Source organism: Archangium lipolyticum (genome assembly GCF_024623785.1).
Lineage (GTDB): Bacteria > Myxococcota > Myxococcia > Myxococcales > Myxococcaceae > Archangium > Archangium lipolyticum.
In genome coordinates this window covers 752,144-773,449 of sequence record NZ_JANKBZ010000003.1, presented here as the reverse complement: position 1 = coordinate 773,449, position 21,306 = coordinate 752,144, and the positions used below count along the sequence as shown (strand labels likewise).

General features: G+C 71.3%; 1 protein-coding gene. It reads right to left on the bottom strand.

The features are described 5' to 3' along the window. Positions 1-21,112 (bottom strand): non-ribosomal peptide synthase/polyketide synthase (locus NR810_RS10130; RefSeq protein ID WP_257450671.1); only part of this gene is annotated, 21,112 nt, incomplete at its 3' end. Positions 21,113-21,306 lie beyond the last annotated feature (194 nt).

The window sequence follows — 21,306 nt, the reverse complement described above, 5'->3', positions numbered from 1 at the left end:
AGCGCAGCGTGTGCACCAGGCCTTCGAGTTTCTCGTCCTCGGGCACCAGCACCACGGGCCTGCCTGCGGCCAGGGGAGCCAGGAGGCTGGTGACGGTGAGGTCGAAGGAGACGGAGGAGTGGACGGGGGAGCCGGTGCCACCCTCGACGGCATACGCCTCGAGAGCCCACGTCAGGTAGTTGAGGACGCCACGGTGCTCGACGAGGACGCCCTTGGGACGGCCGGTGGAGCCGGAGGTGTAGATGACGTAGGCCAGGTGGTCGGCCAGGACGCCGGAGTCGACGCGACCCGAGGGCAGGCGCGAGAGCGTCTCGGCCTGGGAGTCCAGGCAGACGGTGGAGGCGGAGTGTGAGAGGCGGCCAGCCAGGGAGGAGTGGGTGACGAGGGCCTTGGCGCGGCTGTCCTCGAGCATGAAGGACAGACGCTGGGCGGGGTAGGCGGGGTCGAGGGGGAGGTAGGCGGCGCCGGCCTTGAGGATGCCGAGCAGGCCCACGACGAGGTCGGCGTTGCGCTCGAGGAAGAGGCCGACGAGGCAGTCGGGGCCGACGCCCAGGGAGCGCAGGTGGAAGGCGAGCTGATTGGAGCGGCGCTCCAGCTCGGCGAAGGTGAGCTTCGCCTCCTGGGAGACGACGGCCAGGGCCTCGGGAGAGCGGGAGGCCTGGGCCTCGAGCAGGTGGTGGACGCACAACTCGCGAGGGAAGTCTGCGCGGGTGTCGTTCCACTGCACCAGCAACTGGTGGCGCTCGGAATCGGTGAGCAGGGGCAGCTCGCCCACGTGCTGGACCGTGTTGGAGGCGAGCCCCTCGAGTGCGATGCGCCAGTGCTCCAGCAACCGGGCGATGCCGGCCGCGTCGAAGCGCTCGGCGTCCCACGTCAGTCTCAGCTCGAGCGCCTCGCCAGGAACGGCGCAGGCGGTGAGCGCGTAGTTCGTCTGCTCCTGCGTGCGGGCCTCACGCACCTCCAGGCGTCCGACTCCCTGCTGGATGGAGGCGTCGATGGGGTAGTTCTCGAAGACGAACAGGCTCTCGAAGAGCGGCGTGCCGTGGGGCACTCCGCTCCAGGATTGCACCTGGACGAGAGGGCTGTGCTCGTGCTGGCGCAGCTCGAGCTGCCAGTCCTGGAGCTGTTGCAGCCAGGGCACCAGAGAGGCCTGGGGCGGCACCCGCACCCGCGCCGGGAGGGTGTTGATGAAGAGGCCCACCATGGACTCGATGCCGGGGAGCGTCGGGGGACGGCCGGAGACGGTGGTGCCGAAGACCACGTCCTGCTCGCCGCTGTAGCGCGAGAGGACGAAGGCCCAGGCGGCCTGAGTCAGGATGTTGAGGGTGAGCTGGTGCTTGCGGGCGAAGGCCTGAAGCGCCGAGGTGGCTTGCGCGGAGAGGTGGAGCGAGCGCTCGTCCACGCGCATGACGGTGGAGCCCACGCGGGCACCCGGCACCTGCGCGGGCAGGGGCGTGGGTGAGGAGAAGTCCTGGAGGGCACGGCGCCAGAAGGGCTCGACGTTGGCCACGTCCTGGCGCTGCAGCCAGGAGATGTAGTCGCGCCACGCGGGAGCGGGCTCCAGTTGGGCCGTCTGGCCCTGGAGCGCGGCGTCGTAAAGGGCGAAGAGCTCCTTGAGGAGCACCGCGACGCTCCAGCCATCCAGCAGCAGGTGGTGTTGGTTCCAGAGGATGCGGACGGAGTCATCCGAGGTGCGGATGATCACCAGGCGCATGAGCGGAGCCTGGGTGAAGTCGAAGCCGCGGGCGCGATCCTCTTTCAGCAGGGAATCGAAGTGGGCGCGCTGCTGCTCGGGGGAGAGCTGGCGCCAATCCAGCTCCTGCCAGGGCGTGGCCACATGGGAGCGGACGACCTGGAGAGGCTGGGACAGGCCCTCCCAGACGAAGGAGGTGCGCAACACGGCATGACGCTGGATCAACTGCTCCCAGGCGTGGCGCAGGGCGGCCAGGTCCAGCGACGAGTGGATGGACCAGGTGTGTTGCTCGACGTAGACGCCGGAGGAAGGCGCGAGCAGGGCATGGAAGAGCATGCCCTGCTGCACGTGCGAGAGCGGGAAGAGGTCCTCGATGTCCGGGTTGGCCTGGAGCAGGCGCTCGAGAGCGGAGTCGTCGAGGCGGGCCAGGGGGAAGTCGGCGGCGATGGGGCGCGAGGACTCGGGGGCATGGCGCGCGGCGATGAGGGTGCGCAGGGCCTCCAGGTGGCGGCGGGCGAGGGTCTCCACGGTGGAGCGCTCGTGGAGGTTGTCGCTGTAGATCCACTGCAGCTCCAGACGGCCACCGAGCACCATGCCCTCCACCTCCAACTGGTGGGGCCGAGGGTTGCGGGCGTCGCTCGCGGGGCCGCTGGACTCCGAGGAGGGAGCGAAGGCGGAGTCAGCCGGGGCGGTGGCATCGAACTGGCCGAGGTAGTTGAAGACCACCGGGGCCTGGGGCCGGGTGCGCAGTTGCCGCGAGAGCTCATCCCCGCGCAGGTAGCGCAGCAGGCCATAGCCAATGCCGCGCTGGGGAACCTGCCGGAGCGTGCGGCGCACCGAGCGCACCGCCTCGGAGGGGGAGGCGGACGCGGGTACCTCCAGCATCACCGGATAGAGCGCGGTGAACCAGCCCACGGTGCGCGAGAGGTCCACGCCCTGGAAGAGCTCCTCGCGGCCGTGGCCCTCGAGATCCACCAGAAGACGGGACTGTCCCGTCCACGGCGCGAGCGACTGGACGAGCGTGGCCAACAGCACGTCATTGATGTGAGCGCGGTAGGCCGTGGGCACCTGCTGCAACAGCAGCCGGGTCTCCTCGGCGTCGAGCGACACGGTGACGGTGCGCGTGGAGGCGGAAGTGTTCTCTCCCGAGGCCTTGTCCTGGGGCAGGGGCGTGGCCTGAATCGGTTGGCTCAGCCACCAGGAGGCCTCCTGGGTGAGGGTCTCGGAGCGGGCGTACTCCACCAGGCGCTCGGCCCAGGCCTTGAACGAGGTGGACTTGGAGGGCAGGGACACCGGCTGGCCACGACGCAGCTGGGCGTAGGCGGTGGCCAGGTCCTCGAGCAGCACACGCCAGGAGACGCCGTCCACCACCAGGTGGTGCACCACCAGCATCAGGCGGGCCGGGCGCTGGGCGCCGAGGTCGAAGAGGGAGGCGCGCAGCAGCGGGGGCCTGCCCAGGTCGAGGCTGGCCTGGACGCTGGTGGCCTCGGCCTCCAGGGCCGCGGGTAGCTCGGCGTCAGGTGTGGCGGAGAGGTCCACCCGCACGAGCGAGGCGGTGGGACCCAGGGGCAGGTTTTCCTGCAGCCATGCACCGGACTCGCCGCGCACGAGGCTCATGCGCAGCGCGTCGTGGTGCTCCACCACGTGCTGGAGCGCCTTCTCCAACGAGGAGACCTCCACGGTCTCGCGGGCCTGGAGCAGCACGGCCTGGTTGAAGTGACCGGGCCGGGGCAGCTCCATCTCCGTCATCCAGTGTTGGATGGGAGTGAGGGGCACGGGGCCGGAGACGGGACCCTGCTCGGCCTGTACTCCCTGTCCCACGGAGATGACACTGGCCAGCTCGGCCAGGGTGGGGCGCTCGAAGAGGTGCTTGGGGGTGAGATGGAAGCCCGCCTGGCGGGCACGCGCGACGATCTGCAGGCTGAGGATGGAGTCACCACCCAGAGCGAAGAAGTCATCGTGCAGGCTGACGCGGGGCAGGCCGAGCACCTGGGCCCAGATGCCGGCGAGGCGCTGCTCCACGGCGGTGCGAGGAGCCACGTACTCGGTGAGGGGTTGCACCACGTCGGGAACCGGCAGGGCGCGCCTGTCGAGCTTGCCGTTGGTGGTGATGGGCATCGCCTCCAGCGAGACGAAGGCCGAGGGCACCATGTACTCGGGCAGGCTGGCCTTGATCACGGTGCGCAAGGCCTCGGCATCCATCGTGTGCCCGGCGGTGGGGACGACATAGGCCACCAGGCGCTTGTTGCCGGGCGAGTCCTCGCGGGCGATCACCACCACCTGGCTCACCGAGGGGTGGCGGGCCAGGGTGGCTTCGATCTCCCCTGGCTCGATGCGGAAGCCGCGCAGCTTGAGCTGGAAGTCGGTGCGGCCCTGGTACTCGATGCTGCCATCGGGCAGGTAGCGAGCCAGGTCGCCCGTCTTGTAGAGGCGCGCGCCCGGGGTGTCGCCGAAGGGGTCGGGGATGAAACGGTCGGCCGTCAGCGAGGGCCGGCCCACGTAGCCGCGCGCCAGGGCGATGCCGCCGATGTGCAGCTCGCCGGTGACGCCCGGAGGCACCAACTCCAGGCGCTCATCGAGGATGCGCATGTACACGTTGGCGATGGGGTAGCCAATCGGCACGGTGGAACGCCGGTCTCCGCGCACGCACGTCCAGGCGGTGACCTCGACGGAGGCCTCGGTGGGGCCGTAGAGGTTGTGCAGCTCGGCGCCCAGGCGCTCCAGGCAGCGCACCTGCAACTCGGCGGGCAGGGCCTCGCCGCTGCAGACGACGCGCCGCACGCTGGTGCACTTCTCCAGCCCCTGCTCCTCCAGGAAGACACCCAGCATGGAGGGGACGAAGTGCACCGTGGTGAGCTGCTTCTCGACGATCAGCCGCACCAGGTAGGCGCTGTCCTGGTGACCGCCGGGCTTCGCCACCACCAGCCGCGCGCCCACCAACAGGGGGTTGAAGAACTCCCACACGGACACATCGAAGCTGTAGGGCGTCTTCTGCAGGAAGCGGTCGTCGGACGTCAGGCCGTACGTCTCCTGCATCCACTGCAGGCGGTTGCAGATGCCCTCGTGGCTGTTCATCGCGCCCTTGGGCTGACCGGTGGAGCCCGAGGTGTAGATGACGTAGGCCAGGTTGGCGCCGCCCACCTCGACGTTCGGGCGGGCCTGGCTGTGATGGCTGGTGAGTGCTTCCCAGTCCGTGTCCAGGCAGAGGACCTCGGCGTTCTCCCGGGGCAGCTTGTCGGCGTGCCGCTGCTGGGTGAGGACGATGCGTGCGCCGCAGTCCTCCATGAGGAAGCTCAAGCGCTGCGGAGGGAGCGTGGGGTCCAGGGGCACGTAGGCGCCGCCGGCCTTGAGCACGCCGACCAGGGCGACGACGAGCTCCACCGAGCGCTCCATGCAGAGGGCGACGCGGACCTCGGGACCCACGCCGCGCGAGCGCAGGGCATGGGCGAGCTGGTTGGCGCGCGTGTCGAGCTCCCGGTAGGTGAGGCACTGGCCCTCGAAGTCCACCGCGATGGAACCCGGGGTGCGATCCACCTGGGCTTCGATGAGGCGGTGGAGCGCCGGGTTTGGCTCTCGCTCCCGGCGGGTGTCGTTCCACTCGGCCAGGAGAAGGTTGCGGTCCTGCTCCGACAGCAGGGAGATGTCGCTCAGGCGCTGGTCGGCGTGGGCCACCAGTCCCTTGAGCGCGGTGTGCCAGTGCCCCATCAGCCGGGTGATGCCGCCCGCATCGAAACGTTCGGTGTCGAAGGCGAGCCGCAGTTGCAGCGATTCGCCGGGCACCAGCATGGCGGTGAGCGGGTAGTTCGTATGCTCCAGCGTTTGCGCGACGCGCACCTCCAGTTGGTGGGCGCCCTGCTGGACGGAGGCGTCGATGGGGTGGTTCTCGAAGACGAGCAGGCTCTCGAAGAGAGGCGTGCCGCGGGGCACCTCGCTCCACGCCTGCACCTGCACCAGCGGGCTGTACTCGTGCTGGCGCAGCTCGAGCTGCCGGGCCTGGAGCTGCCGCAGCCAGGGCATCACGTCGGCGTCGGGCCGCATCTGCACGCGTGCCGGCAGGGTGTTGATGAAGAGGCCCACCATGGACTCGATGCCGGAGAGCTCCGGGGGACGGCCGGAGACGGTGGTGCCGAAGACGACGTCCTGCTCACCCGTGTAGCGCCAGAGGAGGAGGGCCCAGGCGGCCTGTGAGAGGGTGTTGAGGGTGAGCTGGTGCTTGCGGGCGAAGGCCTGCAGCGCCGCGGTGTCGGACGGGGACAGCGAGAGCTGCCGCTCCTGCACCTGTTGCACGGCCGCCCCGAGCCGCTTGGGCGCGAGATCGGCCGGCAGCGGCGTGGGCGTGGTGAATCCCTCGAGGGTGCCGCGCCAGAAGGACTCGGAGCGCGAGGTGTCCTGGCGCTGCAGCCAGGCGATGTACTCGCTGTAGGCGGGGCTGGGCTCCAGACGCGCCGGCTGGCCGCTCAGCTCGGCCTCGTAGAGGCTGAACAGATCCCTGAAGAAGATGCCGATGGCCCAGCCATCCAACTGCAGGTGATGGGAGGTCCAGAGGAACTGGTGGGTGTTCTCCCCCAACTGGATGCAGGTGACCCGCATGAGCGGGGCGCGGGTGAGATCGAAGCCGCGGGTGCGATCCTCGCGCATCAGCGTTTCGAACCGGGCCTGCTGCTGTCCTTCCGGCAGGTCACGCCAGTCCAGCTCCTGCCAGGGCAGCTCCACGCGCGGGCGGACCACCTGCAGGGGCTGGGACAGACCCTCCCAGAAGAAGGCGGTACGCAGGCTGGAGTGGCGCTGCACGGCCTGCTCCCAGGCGCGGCGCATGGCGCCCAGGTCCAGCCGCGAGTGGATGGACCAGGCGAACTGTTCCACGTAGACGCCAGAGGTGGGGGCGAGTATCGCGTGGAAGAGCATGCCCTGCTGCACCAGGGTGAGCGGGTAGATGTCCTCGATGGCCGGATTGGTCCGCAGCAGGGACTCGAGCGTGGAGTCCTCGAGGCGGGCCAGGGGGAAGTCGGCGGCGATGGGGCGCGAGGCCTCGGGGGCGGAGCGGCCCGCGATGAGGGCTCGCAGGGCCTCGCGCATGGCCTGGGCGAGCCGCTCGATGGTGGCGCGCGCGTGGAGGTGGTCGCTGTAGGTCCACTTCAGCTCCAGGCGGCCCTCGCGCACGAGGCCGTCGATCTCCAGCAGGTGCGAGCGCGGGCCCTGCTCGTCGCGAGGGGCCCCGGTGGACTCGCGGGCCGGCTCGAAGGGCGAGTCCGAGGTGGCCGCCGCGTCGAGCTGACCGGAGGAGCTGAAGCGGACGGACGCCTGGGGCAGGGCGCGCAGACGCCGGGAGGTCTCATCCTCGCGCAGGTAGCGCAGCAGGCCGTAGCCGAGGCCGTGCCGGGGCACCTGCCGCAGAGCACGGCGCACGGCACGCACCGCCTCGGCGCCCGAGCCCTCCGTGGGGGACTCCAACAGCACCGGGTAGAGCGCGTTGATGCAGCCCACGGTGCGCGACAGCTTCACGTCGTTGAAGAGCTCCGCGTCGCGGCCATGGCCCTCGAGGTCCACGAGCAGGCGCGACTGGCCGCTCCACGGGGTGACGGCGCGCTGCAGGGCCGCCAGCAGCACGTCGTCGAGGCGGGCCCGGTAGGCCGCGGGCACCTGCTGGAGCAGCAGCCGGGTCTCCTCGGCGTCGAGCGACACGGTGACGCACCGCGCGGAGGCCACGGTGTTGGGCCCCGAGGCCTTGTCGGTGGGCAGGGGCGCCACGTCCTGGCGCGCCTCGGCGAGCCAGTAGGACTGCTCGGAGGCGAGGGCCTCGGAGCGGGCGTACTCCACCAGGCGCTCGGCCCAGGTCTTGAACGAGGTGGACTTGGGCGGCAGGCCCACGGGCTGGCCGAGGCGCAGCTGGGCATAGGCGGTGGCCAGGTCCTCGAGCAGCACGCGCCAGGAGACGCCGTCCATCACCAGGTGGTGCGCCACGAGCAGCAGCCGTGCCGGACGCTGGGCGCCGAGGTCGAAGAGGGCGGCGCACAGCAGCGGGGGCGTGCCCAGGTCGAAGCTGGCCTGGAGGCGGGTGGACTCGGTCTCGATGCGGGCAGGCAGCTCGGCATCGGGCGTGGCGGAGAGGTCCACTCGCACGAGCGAGGCGGTGGGTCCGAGCGGGAGGTTCTCCTGCAGCCACGCGCCGGACTCACCGCGCACGAAGCTCAGGCGCAGGGCGTCGTGGTGATCCACGACGTGCTGGAGCGCCTTCTGGAGGGACGCGGCATCCACGGCCTCGCGGGCCTGGAGGAGCACGGCCTGGTTGAAGTGGCCGGGCCGGGGCAGCTCCTGCTCCAACATCCAGCGCTGGATGGGGGTGAGGGGCACGGTGCCGGACACGGGGCCCTGCACGCCCTGCTCCTCGGAGACGGCGGTGGCCAGCTCGGCCAGCGTCTGGTGCTGGAAGAGGTGCTTGGGCGTGAGGTGCAGTCCGGCCCGGCGGGCGCGGGCGACGATCTGCAGGCTGAGGATGGAGTCGCCACCCAGGTCGAAGAAGCCGTCGTGCAGACCCACGCGCTCCACGCGCAGCACCTGCTGCCAGATGGCGGCGAGCTGCTTCTCCACGGGCGTGCGGGGCGCGACGTAGGTGTCCTCCGCGGCCGAGAGCTCCGGGGCGGGGAGGGCCTTGCGGTCCACCTTGCCGACGGAGGTGAGGGGCATGGCGTCCAGCACCATGACGACCGCGGGCACCATGTACTCGGGCAGGCGCTCGCGGATGAAGCGGCGCACCTCCTCGGTGTCCACCGTCTGCTCGGGTTTGGCCACGCCGTAGGCCACCAGGCGCTTGTGGCCCGGGGAGTCCTCGCGTGCCAGCACCACGGCCTGCTTGAGGGCGGGGTGCTGAACGAGCACGGATTCGATCTCACCCAGCTCGATGCGGAAGCCGCGCACCTTGACCTGATGGTCGATGCGGCCGAGGTACTCGATGTTGCCGTCGGCCAACCAGCGGACCAGGTCACCGGTGCGGTAGAGCCGGGCGCCGGGCTGGGAGGAGAAGGGGTCGGGGAGGAAGACCTCGGCGGTGCGAGCGGGGTCTCTCAGGTAGCCACGGCCGACGCCGAGGCCACCGATGCACAGCTCACCGGAGACGCCGGTGGGGACGGGCTGCAACGAGGCGTCGAGGACGTAGACGCTCAGGTTGTCCAGGGGCTTGCCGATGGGGACGTTGATGGAGGCGGGCGGCTGGCGCAGCACGCACAGGGTGACGTCGTCGGAGCACTCGGTGGGGCCGTAGGCGTTGAGCAGGGGGACGGAGGGATGGGACTCCAGCCAGTGACGGCACACCTCGGGAGGAAGGGCCTCGCCGGTGGGCACCATCCACCGCAGGGAGGACAGCGCCGGCCGCTGTGCGCCCAGCGAGTCACCCTCCTCCAACACCACGCGGATGAGCGAGGGCACGAGCTGGACGATGGAGAGCCGCTCGTCCTCGATGGCGCGCAGCAGGCGGGTGCCGTTCTGCACCAGCTCGGTGGGCAGCACGTGGACGCGGCCGCCGACGAGGGCGGCCGTCACCATCTGCCAGATGGAGATGTCGAAGGACTGGGAGGCGGTCTGGGCAACGGTGTCGCGCTCGGAGATGCCCATGGCGCGGATGAAGGCCCAGGAGTGGTTGAGCATGCCCCGGTGCTCGAGCATGGCGCCCTTGGGCAGGCCGGTGGAGCCGGAGGTGAAGAGCACGTAGGCCAGGTGCTCGGGGCCGGTGCGGCGGGGCGGATTGGAGTCGGGGCCGGAGGAGGCGAGCACCTGCTCCAGGACGAGCACGCGGGGGCGCTGTCCGGCGGGGAGCTTGTCCAGCGCCGCGGCCAGAGCGGGTTGCATGGCCTCGGCGACGAGGACGTGGCCCGCGCGGCTCTGCTCGAGCACCTGGGCCATGCGCTGCGCGGGGTGGTGCACGTCCAGGGGCATGTAGGCGCCGCCGGACTTGAAGGTGCCGAAGAGGGCGGAGAGGAAGTCCAGGCCGCGCTCGGCGAGCAGGGCCACCACGCCCTCGAGGGCGACGCCTTCGGAGAGCAGCCGGTGGGCGACGCGGTTGGAGCGCTGGTTGAGCTCACGGTAGGTGAGCGACTGGCCCTCGCACGAGGCGGCGATGGCGTCGGGGCGGCGTTCGGCCTGGGCCTCGAGGAGCTCGTGCACGCAGGCGTGCAGCGGAGAGTCGGGCGTGTGGGTGGCGTTCCACTCCACGAGCATGCGCTGGCGCTCGCCGGCCGTGAGCAGGGGGAGGGTGCCGATGCGCTGCTCGGGGTGGGCAACGGCGGCCTCGAGCAGGAGGCGGTAGTGGTCGGCCAGACGGGCGGCGGTGGAGGCGTCGAAGAGGTCGGTGCTGTATGAGAGCCAGCCGGTGAGCCCGTTCTCCTCCTCTATGAGGGAGAGGGACAGGTCGAACTGAGAGGTGCGGCTGTCGATCTGCATCCGCCGCAACGCCAGCCCCGGAAGGGAGATGGTGGGCAGGGGATTCTGCTGCAGGACGAACATCACCTGGAAGAGAGGCGAGTAGCTGAGGCTGCGAGCGGGCTTGAGCTCCTCGACGAGCTTCTCGAAGGGGACGTCCTGGTGGGCGTAGGCACCGATGGCCACCTCGCGCACACGGGCCAGCAGCTCGCGGAAGGTGAGGTGGGGCGGGAGCTGGGTACGCATGACCAGCGTGTTGACGAAGAAGCCGATGAGCTCCTCGAGCTCGGGGCGGGTGCGGCCGGCGATGGGGGTGCCCACGCTCAGGTCCTGCTGGCCCGAGTAGCGGCTGATCAGCAGCTGGAAGGTGGCCATCAGCACCATGAAGGGCGTGACGCCCTCGCCGAGGGCGAGTGCCCTCACGGCCCGGGTCAGCTCCTGCCCGAGCAACAGCGGGTGTTGGGCACCGCGGTAGGATTGCGTATGGGGGCGGGGCCTGTCGGTGGGCAGCTCCAGCAGTTCCGGTGCTCCGGCGAGCTGTTGGCGCCAGTAGCCGAGATGGGCCTGAAGCGTCTCTCCTCGCAGCCACTGGCGCTGCCAGGCGGCGAAGTCGGCGTATTGCACCGCCAGCTCTGGCAATGGCGAGGGCTTCTCCTGGGAGAATGCCGTGTAGAGGGCCGCCACCTCCCGCACGAGGACACCCAACGACCAGCCGTCGGAGACGGTGTGGTGCATGGTGACGAGCAGCACGTGCTCGGAGTCGGACAGGCGCAGCAGGACGCCGCGCAGCAGCGCGCCCTGTTTCAGATCGAAGAGGCGGCGGGACTCCTCCTCGGCCATGCGCAGCACCTGGGATTCACGCTCGGTGGTGGGCAGGTGGCTCAGGTCCACGAGGGACCACGGCATCGGCTCCGAGCCGGGCACGAGCTGGGGCGTGCTCTGCTCATCGGTGCGGAAGGTGATGCGCAGCACCTCGTGCCGGCGCCGCACCTCCAGGAGGCTCCGCTCCAGGGCCTTCACATCCAACGGGCCCGACAGCCGCAGGGCGGCGGGCACGTTGTAGAAGGGGCTGTCCGGCTCGAGCTGTTGGAGGAACCACAGGCGCTCCTGGCCGAAGGAGAGCGGCAATACCTCGCCCGTGCGTGGCAGGGCGCGCAGGGGCGGGGCCTGGAGACCGGGCTCACCGCGGATGGCCTCCACCCGGGCGGCCAGTTTGGCCACGGTGGAGTCCTCGAACAGGGTGCGCAGCGGCAGCTCCACCTGGAGCGCCGAGCGCAGGCGCGCGAACACCTGGGTGGCCAGCAGGGAGTGTCCGCCCAGCTCGAAGAAGCCGTCGTGGATGCCCACGCGCTCCACACCCAGCAGGCCGCTCCACATCTGCGCCAGCAGCTCCTCCACGGGCGTGCGAGGGGCCACGTAGGCCACCTCCAGCCTGGGGCGGGCCGCGTCGGGCTCGGGCAGGGCCTTCCTGTCCACCTTGCCGTTGGGGGTGAGGGGCAGGGCCTCTAGCACCATGAAGACCGAGGGCACCATGTACTCGGGCAGCCTGGCCTTGAGCGGAGCGCGCAGGGCCTCGGGCTCCAGCGAGTGCCCGGGCTTGGGGACGACGTAGGCGACCAGCCTCTTGTCGCCGGAGCCATCCTCGCGGGCCACCACCACGCCGGTCTGCACGGAGGGATGCTGGCCGAGCACCGCTTCGATTTCCCCCAGCTCGATGCGGAAGCCGCGCACCTTGACCTGGTGGTCCAGGCGTCCGAGGAACTCGACGGTGCCATCGGCGCGCCAGCGGGCCAGGTCGCCGGTGCGGTACATGCGGGCGCCGGGCTCGGGCCAGAAGGGGTCGGGGATGAAGCGCTCGGCGCTCAGCTCGGGGCGCTCGAGGTAGCCGCGCACCACGCCGGTGCCGCCGATGAAGAGCTCGCCCGCGACGCCCACGGGCTGGGGCTGTAGCCAGGCGTCCAGGACGTAGAGGGCGGTGTTGGCGATGGGCGTGCCGATGGGGACCGGACCGGGCTGGGCGCTCACCTGGTGGGTGGAGGACCAGATGGTGGTCTCGGTGGGGCCGTACATGTTCATCAGCCCGTGGGGCACGGCCCGGCGCAGTTGCGAGGCGAGACTCTCGGGCAGGGCCTCACCGCCCACCATGAGCCGCTGGAGGGTGGAGAGGGCCTCCAGGCCCTGGGGCTCGAGCGCGAGCGCCCGGGCGAAGGAGGGCGTGCACTGCAGGTGGGTGATGGACTGCTGGCGCAGCTGGGAGGGGACGTTCTCGCCCCGCAGCACGACGCGGAAGCCACGGCAGAGCGTCCAGAGCAACTCCAGCACGGAGATGTCGAAGGAGATGCTGGTGATGGCCAGCCAGGTGCCGGGCGTGGTGCCCAGGCGCTCGTCCATGCCGGTGAAGAAGTTGGCGACGGTGCGGTGGGGCACCATGACGCCCTTGGGGCGGCCCGTGGAGCCGGAGGTGTAGATGGTGTAGGCGACGTTGTCGGGGTGGGCGCCGCTGGCAGGAGGCGCCTCGGCGTGGGCCGCGGACGGCGGGAGCTCCTCGATGAAGATGGACCGGACACCCTGGGAGGGAATGCCGCCGGACAGGTGGCGCTGGGTGAGGAGCACGCGGGCGCGCGAGTCCTCGAGCATGTAGGCCAGGCGGTCCTGGGGATAGGAGGGATCGAGCGGGACGTAGGCGCCGCCGGCCTGGAGCACGCCGAGCAGGGCCACCACCATGTCGATGGAGCGCTCGACGCTGACGCCTACGCGCGAATCAGGGCCCACGCCCAATGAGCGCAGGTGCCAGGCGAGCTGACGCGAGCGCGCGGCGAGCTCGCGGTAGGTGAGGGACCGGTCCTCGAAGGTGAGGGCGACGGCGTCGGGAGTGCGCTGGACCTGGGCCTCGAACAGCTCGTGGACGCAGGCCTGGGCGTAGTCACGGCGGGTGTCGTTCCACTCGACGAGGAGCTGGCGGCGCTCCTCGGGGGTGAGCAGGGGCAGGGCGAAGGCGTGCTGTCCGGGGTGGACGGTGGCCGCTTCCAGCAGGGTGCGGTAGTGGCCCGCCAGGCGCGCGATGGAGGAGGCGTCGAAGAGGTCGGTGTTGTACTCGAACCAACCGGACAGGCCGTGCTCGTCCTCGCCCAGGGAGAGGGTGAGGTCGAACTGCGAGGCGCCGATGTCCATCTCCAGCGGGTGCAGGGACAGCCCCGGCAGGGAGACGCTGGAGAGCGGATCCAGGCGGAGGATGAACATCACCTGGAAGAGGGGCGAGTAGCTGAGGCTGCGGGTGGGCTGCAGCTCCTCGACGAGCTTCTCGAAGGGGACGTCCTGGTGGGCGTAGGCGCCGAGGGCGGCCTCGCGCACCTGGGCCAGCAGCTCACGGAAGGTGGCCTGGGGCGAGAGCTGGGTGCGGAGGACGAGATTGTTGGGGAAGAAGCCGATGAGGCCGTCGACCTCGGGACGGTTGCGGCCGGCGATGGGCGTGCCGACGCTCAGGTCGCGCTGGCCGGAGTGGCGGGCGAGCAGGAGCTTGAAGGTGGCCAGCAGCACCATGTAGGGCGTGACGCCCTCGGCGCGAGCCAGCGAGTGGACGGCGCGGGCGAGCTCCGGCCCGAGCGAGAGGGGGAACTGGGTGCCGCGGTGGGTCTGCTCGGGAGGGCGGGGCCTGTCGGTGGGCAGCTCGAGGAGAGCGGGGGCACCGGCGAGCTGCTTGCGCCAGTAGTCGAGCTGGGACCGGAGGGATTCGCCCTGGAGCCACTGACGCTGCCAGGCGGCGAAGTCCGTGTACTGCACCGGAAGAGGAGGCAGGGGCGAGGGCTGTCCCTGGCGGTAGGCCTCGTAGAGGGAGACCAGCTCCCGCACGAGCACACCCAATGACCAACCGTCGGAGACGGTGTGGTGCATGGTGAAGAGGAGCACGTGCTCGGAGTCGGACAGGCGCAGCAGGGTGCAGCGCACCAGCGGGCCCGTCGCGAGGGCGAAGGGAGCGCGGGCCGCCTCGGAGGCGAGCCGCAGGGCGCGCTGCTCACGCTCGGCGGGAGGCAGCGAGCCGAGGTCCACGTGGGCGAGTGGCACCACGTGAGAGGAGACGACGGGGTGGGGAGTGCCCTGGGCGTCGGTGCGGAAGGTGGTGCGCAGGGCCTCGTGCCGGAGCTGGATGTCCTGGAGGCCGCGCTCCAGGGCCCGCACGTCGAGCTGGCCCTTGAGCCGCAGGGCGGCGGGGATGTTGTGGAAGGAGGTGTCGGGGTCGAGCTGGTGGAGGAACCACAGCCGCTCCTGGCCGAAGGAGAGGACCCTCGGGGCCTCTGGGGGCTGGGGCACCAGCGGGGGCTGGGCGGAGGGCGGCGCGGAAGGGGTGGCCTGCTCGGGCTGGGGCTCGGGGAGGAGCGTCAACAGCCGGGCCAGGAGCTGCGAGACGCTGGGACCCTGCACCAGCTCGGTAAGGGGGAGGCTGAGCCCCAGGTGGGACTGCACCCGGTTGCGCAGCTCGATGGACATGATGGAGTCGAAGCCCAGGCTGTTGAGGGGCGCCTGGGAGGGCAGGGCCGAGGGGGCCATGCCCAGGACGGTGGCGGCCTGCGCGTGCAGCCACTCCTGCAGGTGTGCGCGGCGGGCCGCGGGCTCCAGCGGCAGTTGGACACGCGCGGAGGTGACGGGCGCGGAGGGGGCCGCGGGCGAGGCGGGGCGGGAGTCGGGAACGCGGGAGAGGAAGGGCTGCTCACCGCGAGTATCGAGCAGCGCCACGAGGGCGCGCAGGCGGGGCCAGTCCACGTCCATGACGGCGGCCTGGGGAAGGCCGGAGGAGAGCAGCGGGCCGATGGCGGCGAAGGCGCGCTCGGGGGACATGCCCCGCATGCCGTGCTGCTCCAGGCGCTCGCCCTGGCCGCGGGTGGCCATACCGGCCTCGGCGAAGGTGCCGTAGTCGAGGCTCAGGGCGGGCAGGCCGCGCGAGCGGCGGGCATGGGCCAGGGCATCGAGGAAGGCGTTGGCGGCGGAGTAGTGGCCCTGGCCGGGGTTGCCCAGGAGGGTGGAGGAGGAGGAGAAGCAGACGAAGAGCTCGAGGCTCTCCCCCAGCAGGCGGTGAAGAAGCCAGGCGCCGAGGGCCTTGGGGCGCAGGACGGAGTGAAGGGAGGAGGACTGGAGCTGAAGCAGGGGCTCGTTGTCGCTGCCGAGGACACCGGCGGCGTGCACGACGCCAACGAGGGAGGGGTGCTCCTCGTCACGGTACTGCTGGAGCCAGGAGGAGAAGGCGGCCTCGTCGGCCACGTCCACGAAGGCCAGGTGGACGGAGGCGCCGAGGGACTCCAACTCCCGCACGGCGCGCACCTGGCGGCCCTGGGGAGAGTCGGAAGGCAGGTGCTTCCACTGAGAGCGCGAAGGGAGGGGCGTGCGCCCCAGGAGCACCAGACGGCGGGCGCCCTGGGAGACGAGCCAACGCGCCATGCGCAGGCCCAGGCCGCCGAGACCGCCGGTGATGAGGTAGGCGCCGCCGGTGCGCAGCGAGAGCGCGGAAGGAGCGGAGGCCAGCTCGGGACGGGGCACGAGGCGGGCCACCAGGGGCTGGCCACGGCGCAGGGCGAGCTGGTCCTCGCGGCCGCCGAGGCGGAGGGCGGAGGCGAGCTGAGAGGCGGACTCAGCGGAGGGAACACCGGGCTCGAGGTCGACCATGCCGCCCCAGCGCTCGGGAAGCTCGGCGGCGAGGGTCCGGCCGAAGCCCCAGAGGGTGGACTGGGGCAGGGAGGCCTCGTGCACGGAAGCGCCAGCGGACTGAGCGCCGCGAGTCACCAGCCAGAGGCGGCCGGAGCCGCCCGAGCGGGAGAGGGCCTGGAGCAGGTGCAACACGGGCTCGGCGCACAGGGAGAGGGCGGTGTGCAGCTCGGCGGTGGAGGACTGGGACGACAGCTCGGCCTCGAGACTCCAGAGGTAGGCCACGTGGAGGGGCGAGTCGCCGAGGGGAGCACGGGCCTGTTGGAGCAGGCGCACCAGGGCCTCGGTGTCACCCGAGGGAACGGTGGAGCGGGAGGCGAGGGTGACGTGAGCACCCTGGGCGCGCAGTTGCCCTGCGAGTGCCTCACCCACGCCCTGGGAATCGGCGAGCACGAGCCAGCCGCCCGGAGGCTGCGAGGCGGAGGCGGAAGGAGCGGGCTCCCAGCGCACGTCGTACAGCCACTCGGCGGGCACCGTCTGGGAGGAGGCCGGCGGTTGCTCCTGGCGGGGCGCGGCGGGGCGTACCGGGTCGTCCACCCAGCAGCGCTCGCGCTGCCAGGCATAGGTGGGTAGGTCCACCGTGGACGCGGCGCCGTCGGGATGAAGTGCTCGCCACTCCACGGGCAGGCCCTGACAGTAGAGGGCCCCCAGCGAGGAGAGCAGCACGCCGTGATCGTCCTCCTTGCGGCGCAGCGACGGCAGCACCTGGGCCTCGCGCCCGCGGGCGCGCAGCACCTGCTGGATGTCCACCGAGAGCACCGGGTGTGGCCCCACCTCGACGAAGAGCGAGTGGCCGGTGTCGGCCAGCTGCTCGATCGCGGGGGCGAAGAGCACGGGCATGCGCATCTGCCCCGCCCAGTAGTCGGCTCCCAGCTCCAGGCCCGTCAACGGCCGGCCGAGCGCCGTGGACACCAGCGTCAGCGAGGCGCGCGCGGGTTGCAGCTCCTCCAGCTCATAGGCCAGGTCGGGCTGCAGCTCCTCCATCTGGGGGCTGTGGAAGGCGTAGTCCACGGGCAGCCGCCGCGTGGGCACCTGGCGCTGGGCGAGCTGCTCCAGCACCTGGTCCAGGGCGGCGGCCTCACCGGAGAGCACCGAGGACGCGGGGCCGTTGTGGGCGGCCAGCGACAGCCGGTCCTCGTAGCCGCGGAGCAGCGCGGAGGCCTCACGCGGCGGCAGCTCCACCAGCGCCATCTTCCCCTGGCCGGTGGCGCTCTGCATGAGGCGGCCGCGGTGGTACACGAGGTGGATGGCCTGGGGGAGCGTGAGGGCTCCGGCCACGTGGGCCGCGGCCACCTCGCCGATGCTGTGGCCGACGACGGCATCCGGCTCCACGCCCAGCGAGCGCCACAGCGCGGCCAGGCCCACCTGCAGGGCGAAGAGGGCGGGCTGGGCGTACTCGGTCTGCGTCAGGAGGGAGGTGCCCTCGTCCGCGTTCAACACCTCCAGCAGGGACCAGCCGGCCAGGGGCCGCAGCAGCTCGTCACACTGTTCCACCACCTGGCGGAAGACGGGCTCGTGGGCCAGCAGCCCGCGTCCCATGGCCCACCACTGGGGGCCCTGGCCGCTGAAGACGAAGGCCACCTTGGGCCGCGAGCCGGCGTGACCGGCATGCACTCCGGGCCGGGGCTGGTCCGCGAGGAATGCGCGCAGGCCCTCGGCGAGCTCCTCGGCGGTGCGCGCCCGCACGGCCAGGCGCTGCGCGTGGTGGGTGCGGTGCAGGGCGGCACTGGCGAAGAGCGCCTCCAGCCGCTCGGGGTTCGAGCCCTCGCGCTCCACGGTCTCCAGGTAGCGCGCGGCCAGGGCCTTGAGCGCGTCCGGGTTGCGCGCCGACACGGGCAGCAGTTGCGCCTTGTCCTTGCCACCACCGCCACCGCCACCACCCGGGCCGCCGCGGCGCTTCCCGCTCCACTTGGGAGCGCTCGCCAGCACCACGTGCGCGTTGGTGCCGCCGAAGCCGAAGCCGCTCACTCCGGCCACGGCGATGCCCATCTGCGCTTCCGGCCACGGCTCCAGCGCGCCGTGCACCACGCGCAGCGGCAGCTCGGAGAAGGGGATATGCGGGTTGGGCGCGCGGTAGTGCAGCGTGGGCGGGAGAGCGGCGCGGTGCAGGCTCAGCGCCGTCTTGATGATGCCGCCGATGCCCGCCGCCGCCTCCATGTGGCCGACGTTGCTCTTCAGCGAGCCGAGCGCGCACTTGCTGCCCGGTGCGCGCCCCTCGGCGAGCACCGTGCCCAGCGCCATGGCCTCGATGGGATCTCCCAGCGCGGTGCCGGTGCCGTGGGCCTCGGTGTAGCTCACCTGGGCGGGGGCCACGCCCGCGTCACGGTAGGCCTCGCGCAGCACGGCCTCCTGGGCCTGGCGGTTGGGGGCCGTCAGCCCGTTGGAGCGCCCGTCCTGGTTGACGGCGCTGCCGCGGATGACGGCGTAGATGCGGTTGCCGTCCGCCTTCGCCTGCGAGAGCGGCTTGAGCACGATCATGCCCACGCCCTCGCTGCGCACGTAGCCATTGGCGCTCGCGTCGAAGGGCTTGCACCGCCCGTCCGGGGCCATGAAGCCGGCCTTGCTGAAGTTGACGGTGAGCTCCGGCGACAGCAACACGTTGGCGCCGGCCACCAGCGCCACGGTGGACTCACCCGAGCGCAGGCTGCGGCAGGCCAGGTGCAGGGCCACCAACGAGGAGGAGCACGCGGTGTCCACCGCGAGGCTCGGGCCCTTCAAGTCCAGCAGGTACGAGAGCCGGTTGGCGGCGATGCTCAGGGCATTGCCCGTGCCGGCGTAGGCATCCGTCAGGTCCGTCTGGGCGAGCTGCTGGACGCCGTAGTCGCTGTGGGAGATGCCCACGAAGACGCCGGTGGGCGTGCGCGCCAGCTTCTCGGGCACGATGCCCGCGTTCTCCAGCGCCTCCCAGGCGACCTCCAGCAGCAGCCGCTGCTGGGGATCCATGCGCGCGGCCTCGCGAGGGGAGATGCCGAAGAAGGACCGGTCGAAGCGCTCCAGTCCCTCCAGGAAGCCGCCCCAGCGCGTGTTCATCTTCCCGGGCGTGGTGGGATCCGGATCGTAGTACGCGTCCACGTCCCAACGGTCGCGCGGCACCTCGCGGATGGCATCCACGCCCTCGGACAGCAGCTTCCAGAAGGCCTCCAGTCCGTCGGCGCCGGGGAAGCGGCAGCCCATGCCCACGATGGCGATGGGCTCGGCCTGGGAGGGCTGCTCCCGCGGGGTGGGTGCCGGGGCCGCGGCCTGGGGCTGGCCCTCGGCCAGGTGACGCGCGAGCGCCTCGATGTTGGGGTGCTCCCAGACGAGGGTCGCGGGCAGCTTGCGGCCCAGCCGCGACTCCAGCTCGCCGACCAGCCGCACGCTGGCCACCGAGTCCAACCCGTACTGGACGAAGGGCTGGTGCACGTCGATGTTCGCGGCCGGCTGGCTCACGGTCTCGGCCATCAACTCCACCAGCAGGGCCTGCATCTGGCGCTCGGTGGCCGAGGTGGCGGCGGGCTGTGCCGGGGGCTGGGGCGCGGGGGCCGGGGTGGGAGCCGGAGCGGGCTTGGGCGCCGCGGGCAGCTCGGAGGGGGCGGCGCGCCAGACGTGCACGGCCTCCAGGCTGTTGTCGAGCCAGGCCATCTTGCTCGCCCGGCGTTGGATCTTCCCGCTCGTCGTCTTGTGGATGCTGCCCGTGGCGATCAGGGACACGGCGTACACCTGCACGTCATGGCGCAGGGCCACCTCGCGGCGGATGGCGGCGATCGCCTCGTCGGGCTCGAAGGCCTGGCGCGCATCCACCTCCTGCACCACCACCAGGCGCTCCTCGCCCTCGGCCTCCACGGAGAAGCACGCGGTGCACCCGGGCCGCAGCGCCGGGTGGCTGCGCTCCACCGTCAGCTCCAGGTCCTGCGGGTAGTGGTTGCGCCCGCGCAGGATGATCAGATCCTTGATGCGGCTGGCGAGGAACAGCTCCCCATCGGCCATGAAGCCCAGGTCTCCGGTACGCAGGAAGGGGCCCTCGCCGGTGGTGGCCAGGCGGGCGTGGAGGGTGCGCTCGGACTCCTCGGGCCGGTTCCAGTAGCCCCGGGCCACGTTGGGGCCCTTCACCCAGACCTCGCCGATGCGGTGGGGAGGGCAGGGCACGCACGTGTCCGGATCGACGATGAGCACCTGCTGTCCGGTGGGCGCCAGACCCGAGCTCACCAGCTCCACGGCGCCGGGCTTGCCCGGCTCGGCCGGATGGACCTCCAGCCGCTCCAGGCGGGCCGCGTCCACCGTGCGCCGCACGGGCAGCTCGCCCTTGCGGTCGCCGGTGACGAGCAGCGTGGCCTCGGCCAGGCCGTAGCAGCCATAGAGTCCCCGCGGGTTGAACTTCGAGGGGGCGAAGGCCTGGATGAAGCGGTCCAGCGTCTCGGCGCGGATGTGCTCGGCGCCGCTGAAGGCCACCGTCCAGCAGCTCAGGTCCAACTCCTCGCGCTGCTCGGGAGTCGTCTTCCTCACGCACAGGTCGTAGGCGAAGTTGGGCGCTCCGCTCAGGGTGACGCGGAATCGGCTGATCGCCTCCAGCCACCGCACGGGATGCTTGAGGAAGGTCATGGGCGCCATCAGCACCGTGGCCTCCTCGCAGCCGGCGTTGAGCGGCGAGAGGATGCCGCCGATGAGGCCCATGTCATGGTAGGGCGGCAGCCAGAAGGCGCAGCGCGTCTTCGGGCTCTGCTCCATGCGCTCCTTGATGTGTTGCAGGTTGCTCAGCAGGTTGCCATGGCTGAGCATGACGCCCTTGGGCGTTCCGGTGGAGCCCGAGGTGTACTGGAGGAAGGCGAGTGAGTCGGCGCCCAGGCCGGGATCTCGCCAGGAGCTCTCCACTCCGGCCTCGAGCTCGTCGGTGGCCACCCACTTGAGGGCCTTCAATTCAGGAGCCTGCTCGCACAGGCCCTCGGCCATGCCGGCGATGAAGCCGGTGGTGAGCACCACCGAGGCCTGCGAATCGCGGATGATGGCCATCAGGCGCGGCAGGGTGCGCTCCAGCCGCGAGGGATCCGGCGGATAGGCGGGCACCGCCACCGCGCCGCCGTACAGGCACCCGAAGAAGCCGGCGATGTACTCCAACCCCGGCGGGTAGAGCAGCACCACGCGCTCCCCGGCCGCGCCCAATTCCTGCAACATGGCGCCGATCGCCCGCGACCGGCGATCCAACTCCCCGTAGGTCCACTGCGCTTCTTCTCCGGCTTCCAGGAAGATGTAGGCGCCTCGGTCCTTCGCCTCCCGCGTCCGGTGCTGAAGCAGTTCGATCAACGTACTCGGCTGCTGCGCGGACATACCGGTCGACATTCGCTCTCCTCGCGTCACGGGGCGCTCGTCTTCACGCCTGTTGCGTGGGGTGGGGTGCTCTCTGCTCCGCTTCCCTACTGGTGGTGTCAGTCGAGAAGTGAACTGAGAGTGTATCTCACGTGAAGGTCTGGATTGTGTAGTTTTGGCGGACGAGCGGGCCCGAGCCTTGACGAAAGAGGAGCTTGCAGGGGCTC